At 64.8% G+C, this 11,558-nt stretch carries 11 protein-coding genes; 7 read left to right on the top strand and 4 right to left on the bottom strand.

The window, feature by feature from the left end; all coding sequences use genetic code 11:
* Window positions 1–102 precede the first annotated feature (102 nt).
* From ACHFB9_RS04460 to ACHFB9_RS04480, 5 genes are all read left to right on the top strand, one after another.
* Window positions 103–780, top strand: coding sequence for a heavy metal response regulator transcription factor (locus ACHFB9_RS04460; protein ID WP_417069779.1), 678 nt, complete (start codon window positions 103–105; stop codon window positions 778–780).
* On the top strand, window positions 777–2,171 hold the full coding sequence (locus ACHFB9_RS04465) for a heavy metal sensor histidine kinase (protein ID WP_417069780.1): 1,395 nt from the start codon (window positions 777–779) through the stop codon (window positions 2,169–2,171). The genes ACHFB9_RS04460 and ACHFB9_RS04465 overlap by 4 nt, the downstream gene beginning before the upstream one ends.
* 122 nt (window positions 2,172–2,293) lie before the next feature.
* Window positions 2,294–2,701 carry a hypothetical protein gene (locus tag ACHFB9_RS04470; RefSeq protein ID WP_417069781.1) on the top strand — a complete coding sequence of 136 codons (408 nt, stop codon included), beginning with the start codon at window positions 2,294–2,296 and terminating at the stop codon, window positions 2,699–2,701.
* Window position 2,702: 1 nt separating this feature from the next.
* Window positions 2,703–4,283 (top strand): DUF2235 domain-containing protein, encoded by a 1,581-nt coding sequence (locus ACHFB9_RS04475; RefSeq protein WP_417069782.1) that lies wholly within the window; start codon window positions 2,703–2,705, stop codon window positions 4,281–4,283.
* Window positions 4,284–4,303: 20 nt separating this feature from the next.
* Window positions 4,304–5,161: a hypothetical protein gene (locus tag ACHFB9_RS04480; protein ID WP_417069783.1), complete on the top strand. Its 858-nt coding sequence runs from the start codon at window positions 4,304–4,306 to the stop codon at window positions 5,159–5,161.
* A 47-nt stretch (window positions 5,162–5,208) separates the two neighbouring features.
* Here the strand turns inward: ACHFB9_RS04480 and ACHFB9_RS04485 are convergent, their stop codons facing one another.
* The gene (locus tag ACHFB9_RS04485) at window positions 5,209–5,757 is read right to left on the bottom strand and encodes a hypothetical protein (RefSeq protein WP_417069784.1); all 549 of its coding nucleotides are present in this window, start codon (window positions 5,755–5,757) and stop codon (window positions 5,209–5,211) included.
* Window positions 5,758–5,825: 68 nt separating this feature from the next.
* Window positions 5,826–6,512, bottom strand: coding sequence for an aquaporin Z (aqpZ, locus tag ACHFB9_RS04490; RefSeq protein WP_417069785.1), 687 nt, complete (start codon window positions 6,510–6,512; stop codon window positions 5,826–5,828).
* Between the two features lie 210 nt (window positions 6,513–6,722).
* On the opposite strand from aqpZ, the gene ACHFB9_RS04495 reads away from it, so the two are divergent.
* The gene (locus ACHFB9_RS04495) at window positions 6,723–7,721 is read left to right on the top strand and encodes a 5'-methylthioadenosine/S-adenosylhomocysteine nucleosidase (protein WP_417069786.1); all 999 of its coding nucleotides are present in this window, start codon (window positions 6,723–6,725) and stop codon (window positions 7,719–7,721) included.
* 10 nt (window positions 7,722–7,731) lie between these two features.
* Here the strand turns inward: ACHFB9_RS04495 and ACHFB9_RS04500 are convergent, their stop codons facing one another.
* Both ACHFB9_RS04500 and ACHFB9_RS04505 read right to left on the bottom strand, forming a co-directional pair.
* A complete protein-coding gene (locus tag ACHFB9_RS04500) occupies window positions 7,732–8,445 on the bottom strand; it encodes a DsbC family protein (protein WP_417069787.1) in 714 nt (237 codons plus the stop codon).
* 14 nt (window positions 8,446–8,459) lie between these two features.
* Window positions 8,460–9,638 (bottom strand): UbiH/UbiF family hydroxylase, encoded by a 1,179-nt coding sequence (locus tag ACHFB9_RS04505; protein ID WP_417069788.1) that lies wholly within the window; start codon window positions 9,636–9,638, stop codon window positions 8,460–8,462.
* 142 nt (window positions 9,639–9,780) lie between these two features.
* Between ACHFB9_RS04505 and ACHFB9_RS04510 the strand changes: the two genes are divergently transcribed.
* Complete coding sequence (locus ACHFB9_RS04510) at window positions 9,781–11,493, top strand: alpha-amylase family glycosyl hydrolase (RefSeq protein WP_417069789.1); 1,713 nt, start codon at window positions 9,781–9,783, stop codon at window positions 11,491–11,493.
* Window positions 11,494–11,558 lie beyond the last annotated feature (65 nt).

Consider the following 11,558-nt stretch of genomic DNA (forward strand, 5'->3'; position numbering starts at 1 on the left):
GAAAAACCCGCTGACCGCAAGCTGACCTGCGGATTACATTCCCGTAATCTGGCCCTCTTTTCCAGGCCTTACGGCACAATCCGGTTCCGGAATGGAGGGGCTATGAGGATTCTGGTTGTCGAGGACGAGCCGAAGACGGGGGACTACCTGAAGCAGGGGCTCGCCGAGGCCGGTTTCGTGACTGATCTCGCGCGCGACGGCGTCGATGGCGCCCACCTCGCGCTCGGTGAAGACTTCGATCTGGTGATCCTCGACGTGATGCTGCCCGGCATGGACGGTTGGGCCGTGTTGGGCGCGATCCGGCGGGCCGGCAAGCGCACTCCGGTGCTCTTTCTGACCGCGCGCGATGCGGTCGAGGACCGCGTCAGGGGGCTGGAGGCGGGCGCCGACGACTATCTGGTCAAGCCTTTCGCGTTCTCGGAGCTCTTGGCCCGCGTGCGCAGCCTGCTGCGGCGCGGCAAGAGCCTCGATGCCGAGAGCTTGGTGGCTGCCGATCTCGAAATGGATCTGAGGCGGCGCCGGGTCAGCCGGGCCGGTCAGCGCATCGATCTGACCGCGAAGGAGTTCGCGCTGCTCGAACTGCTGCTGCGCCGGCGCGGCGAAGTGCTGCCCCGCTCGCTGATCGCGTCCCAGGTCTGGGACATGAACTTCGACAGCGACACCAACGTGATCGAGGTGGCCGTGCGCCGTCTGCGCGCGAAGATCGACGATGGTTTCGAACCCAAGCTGATCCGCACCGTTCGCGGCATGGGCTATGTGCTCGACGAGGAAGCGGCGTGAAGAGGGCGGCATCGTTAGGCGTCCGCCTCGCCTGGCTCTATTCTCTGGCCGCCGCCGGCGTCTTCGCGCTGGCCGGAGCCTTGATCGAAGCTTCGGTCGAGCAGCATTTCGTCGAGCAGGACATGGAAGTGATGGAGGGCAAGCTGGCCCTCGCCCGCGGGACCCTGGGCGCTCTGCGCACCCGCACTGAGCTTGCGGCGCTGCCCGTGCGGATCGAAGAAGCGCTGATCGGCTACCACGGGCTGGAGCTGCAGATCGCGAAGGCTTCCGGTGCGGTGCTGTTCTCGACGATCTCGCCACCGGCCTCGCTTTCCGGCCTGCCGCTTGCCCAGGGCCCGATCGTCCCGCACAAGATCGCGGTCGGCGGAGTCGAAATGCGCGGTTTCTCGGTCGCAGTGCCGACCGCGATCGCCGGTGAGCCGCCTTTGATCCTGTCTCTGGCCGTCGACATCGAACACCACGAGCACTTCCTGCGCTCTTTCCGGCGCAGCCTGGCGCTGGTGGTCGGCGCGGCCATCCTGCTCGTCGCGCTGTTGAGCGTGCTGATCACCCGCCGCTCGCTCAAACCCCTGCGCGATCTGGCGCATTTGGCGAGCCAGATCAGTGCGAGCCGGCTCGCCGAGCGCTTGCGGGTCGAAAAGCTGCCCCGCGAACTCGATGAGCTCGCCGATGCGTTCAACGCGATGCTCGAACGCCTCGAAGCGTCCTTCGTCCGGCTGTCCGAGTTCTCCTCCGACCTCGCGCACGAGCTCAGGACGCCGATCGCGAACCTGACGACCCAAACCCAGGTGTTGCTGACGCGCGAGCGCTCGCCCGACGAATATCGGGAGGTGCTGTTCTCGAACCTCGAGGAGTTCGAGCGGCTCTCGCGGATGGTGTCCGACATGCTCTATATCGCGAAGGCGGACAACGGCCTGCTGCTTCCCCGGCGCGAGGAGCTGGCCCTGGCCGCAGAGGCCGATGCGCTGCTCGAATACTTCGAGGCTCTGGCCACGGAGAAGGGCCTGAAGCTGGTGCGGATCGGCGAAGCGAGGCTTCTCGCCGACCCGCTGATGATCCGCCGCGCGCTGGCCAATCTGCTCGCCAATGCGATCCGCCATGCCGATCCGGACAGCCGGGTCGAACTCGAACTCGCCGAGCATGGGGATGCGGTCAGCATCCGCCTGCGCAACCGCGGGGAAACCATCGCACCCGAGCATCTGCCCCGGCTCTTCGACCGCTTCTACCGGGTCGATCCGGCCCGGGTGCGCGTCAGCGACGGGGCCGGGCTGGGCCTCGCGATCACCCGCTCCATCGTCGAAGCCCACGGCGGGCAGATCGCGGTCCGCTCGGCGGAACGGATGACCGAGTTCGAGATCCGCCTGCCCGGGGCGAACGCTCGCCCGGTCTGAATCCGCGCAGGATCTGCGCGGCCTTATGCCCTTCGTCCGCAAACCGTTGCGCGATCAGGCTTTCATCGCGGCGGCGATGTCCTATGTTGAATCCATCGACCCGGTATGGGGCTGGGAATGCGATGGACGATCAGCTCAAGCTGCTTGCTCTGATCTTCGCCAGAGCCGATGCGCTGAATTTCTACTGGAACCTCTATCTCGCGCTGGTGCTCGGGCTGCTCGGGCTGATGGCTTCGGGCAAGCCCTTCACAGCTCGGGTCTCGATCAAGCTGCTGCTGAGCGTCGGCTTCATTGGCGTTGCGCTGTCAAACCTGGGGGTCATCGATGCGATCGACGAGCAGCGCCGCCAGCTCCTGATCCTGCTCGGCGACTGTCCTGCGCAGGCGGTGGCCAGCGCGGCGATGCCGCCCGAACGCTGGCGGGTCGGCGCTTTTCATCTCGGTCTCGATGTTCTTGTCCTGATCTGCATCTGGTTCGTGCCCTGGCACAGGGTAAGGCCGGCTGCGCGGGGATTCGGCAAAGGAGAATGAAATGAACAAACAGATTGTCGTCTGCATGGATGGGACCTGGAACGATCCGACCGAGAAGACGAATGTTTATCGTCTCTTCCGGCTGCTGCCTGGAACCGAACAGGCGATCCCCGAGCAGGGGACGATGCGCGCCCATTTGTTCAAGGGCAGCGCCAGCGTCCATTCCTTCTACCTTGAAGGCGTCGGCGCCCGGGGAAGGCACCAGGGCGCGTTGGGCGGCAGCATGGGGATAGGCTTGCACGACCGGGTCATCGATGCCTTCGGCCTCGTCTCGCGCGTCTACCTGCCGGGCGACAAGATCTGGATCTTCGGCTTCTCGCGGGGAGCCTGGTCCGCGCGCAGCCTGGCCGGCCTGATTGCCGGAGCCGGGCTGATGTACGAAGCGGGCAGCGAGGACAGCGAGAGCCGGGCCGAAGCGCTGTGGTTCGAGTTCAAGCACGGCAAGCTCGAAGAGCGGGGCAAGCGTTACTGGCATGACAAGGACACGATGCCGATCCGCCTGGTCGGAGTCTGGGACACGGTCGGCGCTTTGGGCATCCCGCTGTTCAACGGGGTGCGCCTTGTCGACGACATGGAGGCGAGGCTGTTCGAGTTCGCCGACCGGGATCTGAACCCGCGAATCGAGAACGGTCGTCAGGCTCTGGCGATCGACGAGACCCGCTCCGACTTCACGCCCGCTCTGTGGAATCCGCGCGAGGGCATCCGTCAGGTCTGGTTCCCCGGTGTGCACGGCGACGTCGGGGGCGGCTACAGGCACACGGGGCTCTCCGACGGGGCGCTGCAGTGGATGGTCGATGAGATCAACGGCCTCAGGGAAGGGCTGGTTCTGGACACCCATGAGCTGGGCGATGAGTTTGCGCCGAACTCGTCCGAGGACAGGCATGACGAAGCGCGCAAGCTGATCTGGCAGCTGCGGCCGCGCTGCCCGCGCCAGATTCCTGCCGATGCCACGCTCTCGGCGACAGTGCTCGAGCGCCTCGCCAGACGGCCCGACTACCGTCCCGCCGCGCTGAAGAAGATGCCTGGCTGCGCCGGCTTCTACACTGGCCCCGCTCCCGAGGAAAAACTGCTTCCCGTCCGTGAGCCCTTGCCGACCCGACGCCTCGCCGAGCCGGGGAAGTGTTTCGACTGCATCGTCTTCGCGCAGAAGTGGTGGAATGCCGCCGGCCTCGAAGTGAGGGCCGGGGAGTGTTACCAGATCAGTGCGGACGGAGTCTGGACGGACAAGACGAGTCCGGTCGATGCCCGTGGCTATGCGTCGAACAGCCGGATCCTGCATCTTCTCGAGGCATCGCGCCGGGTCGAGGATGCGCCGTGGTTCGCGCTGGTCGCGGCGATCCACCCGGATCTGGCCCTTGAACTGAAGAATCCGACCGCCGGCAATTTCGTTTCCGGCGAAGTGGAGAGCCTGGTACGCGGGGTCGGCCACGTCGACACGCAATCCCAGCTGATCGTGACCGGCCAGCAGGCCGAGATCACAATCGAGAAGGACGGCTTTCTCTATTTCTTCGCGAACGATTCGGCCTTCGCGTACAGCAACAACAGCGGGTTCCTCGACGTTCTGATCACCCGAACCGTCTAGGCGGACGCGGGCGCGCGGCGATGATCGCAAATCTGGAGCAGCGGCTGGACGAGATGAAGCGGCAGATCGACGCGCTGCAGATTCTCGTTGCGGGCCGCTCGCCCTGGTATGAAGACGTGTCGCTGTGGGTGGCCATCATCGCGCTCGTCTTCTCGTCCGGCACGACCCTCTTCTCCTATTACCGGATGCACGAGCAGGACATCCTGAACCTGAGGCAGGAGTTGCGGGGGCTTTTGCAGCGGCTCAGCACCTTGCCGCGCGAGAACGTCGAGAACATCAAGAAGTACGAAGCGGATCCGGCCGCGATGTCCGCAATCGGCGGCTTCATCAACCAGGAGAACACGCTGCTCGCGCGACAGGCCGCCGAGATCGCCGGCAAGCTGCCGGCGAAGTCGGTCACGGCGGTCGAGTATTACGCGGTCGCGCTCGCGCTGCAGAATGCTTACGACCTGGAAGGGGCGGGCGAATTTCTCGAAAAGGCGACGCAGTTCGCGAAGGATTTCAACACCGAGATCGCCGCGATCCGGATGAGGGCCAACCTGAGATTCCTGCAAGGTCATGCCGAGGGCGGGCGGGTCGAATACCAGAGGGCTCTGGACATCTTCTCGAAATACCCGGGCTACGATCCTTTCACGAAGCTCTGCGCCCACGTCTGGACCGAGCTGGCCTGGGCCAATTCCGAAGCCTCGCTCAACGGCCCGCAGCGCGGCGCGCTTCAGCACGTCGAAAACGCCGAACGCCTGCTCGCGGCCGCGATGCCCGGTCCCGGTGTCGCGAAGCTCGGGGAGCAGGTGTCCCAGGCCCGAGCCTTGATGACGACCGGCGCGGCCAGTCCGGCCGCCGGCCCGCAATGGGCGGGCGCGCCGCTCGCGAATTGAGCTTCGAAGACTCCCTGGGGCTTGAGTCGCTTTGCTGCGAGGGGGGCTCAGAGCGCTTGGAGTTGCCAGGAACCCACGGGGAGTTTTTCGACTCCGGCCGCGATCTGGATCCGGGTCAGATTGGCCGGATTGATCAGGCCGATTCCGCCTCCGGGCAGCTCGTAGTGCAGCACGGCCTGTTCGAAGAGTCGGGTCAGGTTCATCAGCCGTCCGCTCGCGTCGTTCGAGCGGGGACCGCTGACGAGCAGCGCGACGGTATCTCCCCCCGCAAAGTAGAAGTCGACCCTGCCCGAGAAGTCCGTGTCGCTGATCTGCGTCTCGGGGGTCTCGTCTGCGGCGAGCTTGCGCATCTGGAATCGGCCGCCGGGCGGCAGGTAGGCGTCGAGGTTCTGTTCGACCGCAATTTCGACCCGGGTGATCGCCGAAGGCGTGAAGATCTCGGTCTCGCGATCCGACCCAATGATCAGCGTCCGGCTCGAAAAGAGCTGACCGCTGCGGTGCAGCGCATCGAGCACTTCCTGGATGCACAGAGTGTCGGTTTGCGTGTAGCGGCGGGTGCGGTTGGCGGTCGTGACGATGGTGACGTTCAGGGGCATGGTCCAGCTCTCGAAGGGTGAGTCTCTGGGTTCAGGTCTTGCATTGATGCAAGACCTGAACCCGCTAGTTATTTCTCGCTGCCGATCAGGCGGTAGGCCAGTGCGCCGATCAGCGCGCCGATGATCGGGGCCAACCAGAACAGCCACAGCTGCTCGATGGCCCAGCCGCCGGCATAGAGCGCAACCCCGGTGCTGCGCGCCGGGTTGACCGAGGTGTTGGTGACCGGGATGCTGACGAGGTGGATCAAGGTTAGTGCGAGGCCGATCGGCAACGGCGCGAAGCCGGCCGGGGCGCGTTGGTCGGTCGCGCCGAGGATCACCAGCACGAAGAACATCGTCATCACGATCTCGATCAGCAGCGCGGCTTGCAGCGAATAGCCGCCGGGCGAGTGCTCGCCATAGCCGTTGGACGCGAAACCTTTGGCGACGTCGAAGCCCGCTGCGCCGCTGGCGATCAGGTAGAGAATGCCGCCCGCCGCGATCGCCCCCAGTACCTGGGCGACGATGTAGGGGAGAAGCTTGTTGGCCGGGAAACGGCCGCCGGCCCACAGGCCGATCGATACCGCCGGATTCAGGTGGCAGCCCGAGATGTGGCCGATCGCATAGGCCATCGTCAGCACGGTCAGCCCGAAAGCGAGCGAGACGCCCAGCAGCCCGATTCCGACGTTGGGGAAGGTGGCGGCCAGCACGGCGCTACCGCAGCCGCCGAGGACGAGCCAGAAAGTACCGAGGAACTCCGCACCGAACTGCTTCATCTTCATCTCCCGACAAGAAACAGCATTTCCGGGGTCAAGCCCTGCCTTGCGGCACACCTTTCCCCGATCGGAACATTGCAACTGCGCGAAAATCCGGATCAGGGCAGCAAACTTAGCAGATTCGGCAGCATCCGGGGCCATACGGATGTCACGCTGTGCGGCTATCGTGCAGGGCCAGGCTTGGCTGTCATCGTTTTCAGGAGATCCTCCGTGTACCGTTTTCTTTGTTGTCTTGCCTTGTTGTTGCTGGCTCTGGGCTCAGGCGCTGCCTTGGCCGCGCCGCGCTGCCTCAGCGATTGCTCGCCCCGGATAGGGATCGTTTCCGCTTTTGGCGCGGAGGCCGACATCCTGTTGGCGAGCACCCGCCATCGGCGGCAGTGGCGGATCAACGGCAACCTGTTCACGACCGGCGAGCTCGCCGGCAACAAGGTGGTCATCGTGCTCTCGGGCGTCAGCATTGTGAATGCGACGATGACGACTCAGCTGTTGCTCGATCACTTCCGCATCGAGCGCCTGCTGCTCTCGGGCATCGCGGGCGGCATCGACCCGGCCAGGCACGTTGGCGACGTGCTGGTTCCCGAACGCTGGGCCATGCCGATGGAGGTGTACTGGAATGGCGATGCCTCGCTGCCAGCCGCCTGCGGAAAAACCGGCGACATCGGCTGCCTGGGGCTGAAACTCGCAACGGGACAGGACGGCCAGCCGCTTCCCGACTATCGGCCGCAGGGCCGGCCGAGCGGCCTCTTCCTGCGCGAGAACTTCGTCATGAACGCCGCGAACAGTCCCAGGGGCGAATACCGCTTCGATTACGAGGCCGATCCCGAGATGCTCGCTGTCGCGCGCGCGATCCACCCCGTGCTCGACCGCTGCGGTCCGCGCGAACCGCTGCAGTGCGTCGAACAGACTCCGCAGCTTCACGTCGGAGGGCGGGGGATTTCAGGGTCGGCCTTCCTCGCCAATCCGGACTACCGGGCCTATCTTTTCGAGACGCTGTCGGCGACGGCGGTGGACATGGAAACCGCCGCGCTGGGCCACGTTGCCCGCGCGAACAGCGTGCCTTTCATCGCCTTCCGCAGCCTCTCGGATCTGGCCGGGGGCTCGGATTTCCGCGAGGTCGGCGCCTTCTTCGGCAGTGGCCTCGCTGAGACCAACGAGGCCCGCGTCACGCTCGCCTTCCTCGAAGCCTGGAAGAAGAGGGGGGCGCGCTGAACCTGCTCAATTACTTCTTCGCGGCCTTCTCGGCATTGTCGATGGCTTTTTCGAGCTGTTCGCCGCCGAGCATTCCGGCGATCTTGGTGCCGTCGGCGAGATAGATCGTCGGCGTACCGGTGATCCTCAGCTTGTGGCCCAGAGCGAGATTCTGCTCGACCGGGTTCTTGCAGTTCGCGCTCGCCGCCACCTTGCCTTCCAGCATCCAGTCGTTCCAGGCCTTGGATCGGTCCTTCGCGCACCAGATGTCTTTGGATTTTTCCGCCGAGTTTGGAGTCAGGATCGGATACAGAAAGGTATAGATGGTCGTGTTCTTCAGGCTCTGCAACTCTTTCGCGAAGCGCTTGCAGTAACCGCAGTTCGGGTCCTCGAAAGAGGCGATGACCCGTTTGCCGTTGCCGCGCACGGTCTTGATCGCGTTGGCGAGGGGCAGGTCGGCGAAGTTGATCCGGTCGAGGATCTTCGCGCGCTCGGCCGTGAAGTTGAGCTTGCGCTTGACGTCGATGATCTGGCCGTCGATCAGGAAGCTCGCCTTGTCGTCCGTATAGACGATTTCGCCGCTCTTGAGCTGAACTTCGTAGAGGCCGCCGTAGGGGGTCTTCGCGATGGCCTGGATGCTGTTCGGCCCGACGAACTCGCTGACCGACTTGCGGATGTCGGCTTCGTTGGCGAATGCGCAGGGAATCAGCAGGGCCGCCAGCGCGGCGGCGAGGGTTTGTTTCATAGAAACTCCGGTTTTCAGATGAGGCCTGCGGCGTAACGGATCAAAACCGTTTTGGCGACAGGAATTCGGGACGTCAGGCTCATCCCTGTGTTGCGCAGCCGGGCGAGCAGGGGGTGGGTCGGGCGGAACAGCTGGTTCAGCATGTGAGTCGCTGTCTGCATCAGCCGCACTTCCTCGGCGCGGGCGCGCGCGTAGCGACGCAGCACCGGGAGTTCGCCGCAGTCACGGTAGTCGGGAAGCGCGCCGAGCACGTCGGCGAGCACTTTAGCATCCTGGAAACCCAGGTTGATGCCGTGGCCGGTGAGCGGGTGGATTGCGTGTGCGGCATCCCCGATCAGCGCCAGGCGTGGCGCGACGATGGTCGGGACGCGGATCAGCCGCAGCGGGAAGGCTGCGGCGCTCGTCAGCGTTTCGAACTTGCCGAGGCAGTGCCCGCCCGCTTCGGCGACCCGCTCGGCCAGAGCGTCGGGCGCGAGGGCAAGCAGCGCTTCGGCGGTCGCATTCGGAGCGGACCAGACCATCGAGACCCGGTTTCCGGGCAGGGGCAGCCAGGCGAGGATGCCATCCTTGCAGAACCACTGTCTCGCCGTGTCGCGGTGAGGACGCTCGGTCGTGAAGTTCGCAATGACGCCGAGCTCGTCATAGGGCGTGATCCGGGCTTCGAGGCCGGCGGCCTTGCGAACCCAGGAATCGGCGCCGTCGGCGGCGACGACGAGGCGACTCGTCAGCGTTCGTCCGTCGGCGAGCGTCAGGCGGGCCTGGTCGGGCAGGAATTCGAGCGAAGCGGGGCGGGCGCCTTCGAGCAGCGTGAGCCTTGCCTGACGGCGCAAGCTTTCCCAAAGCTCGAGCGCGATCGGTCGCGCTTCGCTGATCCAGGCCAGAGCGTCGAGGCCTGCATCCCAGGCCGAGAAATCGATTGCGCCTCCGGCGTCGCCGAAGACTTCCATCTTCTCGACCCGGGCGATGCGCCCGGCATCGAGCAGCGGCCAGATCCTCAGCTCTTCGAGAAAGGCTGCGCTGGCCTGGCTCAGTGCATAGACGCGCGAGTCCGAGCCTTCGGCGCGGCGCGGCGCTTGCGCCTCGATGACTCCGACGCGCAGAGGCGTAGCCGCCAGCGCGCAGGCGAGGCTCGCTCCGGCGAGGCCCGCCCCGACGATCAGGATGTCAAATTCGCTCTGTTGCATCGGCTTCATGCCCTCTATTGTGCCGGACTCGTCCGGGGGGACAAAGCCCGCGGATAGCAATTACGGTCGGGTGGCTCTTTCGTCGCGGGCCTAGAATCCATCGATCGGTCCGTTGAGGTCCGAGCGATTGCGCACAACAACGACAGGGTGGATGACAATGACACAGATGAGAATCGGGCGCGCGGTGCTGGCCGCTGCGTTCGGACTGGGAGTGCTGCTGGCGGGCGGGATCGGCTCGGCTGCCGCCGCGGATCCCGCGCCGATTGCCGACGTCGGCAAGGTCGAGATGATCCGCAAAGACAACGGCCTGCCGCCCGACTGGCATCAGAAGGGCACTTTCATCGAGATCCTGGTTCGTTCCTACCAGGACAGCAATGGCGATGGAGTCGGCGACCTGAAGGGCCTGACCCAGCGCCTCGACTACCTGAAGTCGGTCGGCATTACCGGTATCTGGCTGATGCCGGTCTTCAAGAGCGATGACCACGACCACGGCTATGCGGTCGCGAACTACCGCGACATCGAGCCCGACTACGGCACGCTCGCCGACTTCGACACCTTGCTCGCCGAAGCGCACAAGCGCGGCATCGGCATCATCATCGACTATGTGATCAACCATGCGTCGGCCGCTCACCCGATCTTCGAGTCGGCCTACAGGAGCCGCAAGTCGGCCTACCGCGACTGGTTCATCTTCAGCGACAAGGAAGTCCCGGGCTGGACCGCCTACAGCGGAGACCCGTGGCGTGAAGGGATGAACGGCGCCTACTACTACGCGGTGTTCGACCAGGCGATGCCGGACTTCAACCTGCGCAATCCGGCCGTCGTCGACTTCCATATGAACAACCTGAAGTTCTGGCTCAATCGCGGCGTCGATGGCTTCCGCTTCGATGCGGTCGGCGTGCTCTTCGAGAACAGCTCGGTCGCCTGGGAGAACCAGCCCGAGAACCATGTGTTCATGAAGAACATCCAGAACCTGCTCGATTCCTACGGCAATCGTTACATGGTCTGCGAAGCGCCGAGCGATCCGGGCGCGTTCTCGGCGAAGGATTCCTGCGGCAGCGCTTTCGCTTTCGGCATCCAGAAGCACATCATCAAGAGCGTCAAGATGGGCCGCGTGATGCCCGACCTGCTCTACAACCTGCGCACTCTGCCGGTCGAGCGGATGGGCACGATCCTCGAGAACCACGACTACTTCGCCGGCTCGCGGCTGTTCAAGCAGTTCAACGGCGACGAGAAGAGCTACAAGCTCGCGACCGCAACGCTGTTCACGATGCCCGGCCGTCCCTTCGTCTACTACGGCGAAGAAGTAGGTCTGGGCATCTCGGAACCGGTGGAGCAGGACGACCAGTCGATCCGCGGACCGATGGCCTGGTCCGCCGAGGAGCCGTCCGGCGGCTTCTCGACTGCGAAAAAGGCTTTCCGCCCGAACGTCGAAAACTGGAAGACCCACAACGTCGCGACTGAGCAGGCCGATCCGAACTCGCTGCTGCATTGGTATACGGCGCTCGCCCAGCTGCGCCACCAGGAAGCGGCACTGCAGACCGGCTCGTTCAAGCCGATCTCGAAGGACGACGACCCTATCTTCGCCTTCGTGCGCGAGAAGGACGGCGAGAAGATCCTGGTGCTGATCAACTACGCCTACCGCGCTGCGACGCTGGACCTGCCGCCCGAGTTCAAGGGCCAGCAGTGGACGGCGCTGTTCCCGGCCAACGCGAAGCTCGCGATTGCCGACAAGGCGGCGCCGAAGGCGGCGAAGAAGGGCAAGAAGGCGCGCAAGTCTGACGACGAAACGCCGGCCTTCGTACCCGGAACCCAGGAAGTGAAGCTGGGCGAGCAGCAGGTTCAGATCTTCAAACTCGCGAAGTAAGTCTTTCGGTGCCGGGTCTTGCACTGCGGCTTCAGAGGGCCGCAGTGCAAGACCTGGCACCGCTC

Origin of the sequence: Niveibacterium terrae (genome assembly GCF_048213115.1) — a bacterium.
In the GTDB taxonomy this organism is placed as follows: Bacteria; Pseudomonadota; Gammaproteobacteria; order Burkholderiales; family Rhodocyclaceae; genus Niveibacterium; species Niveibacterium terrae.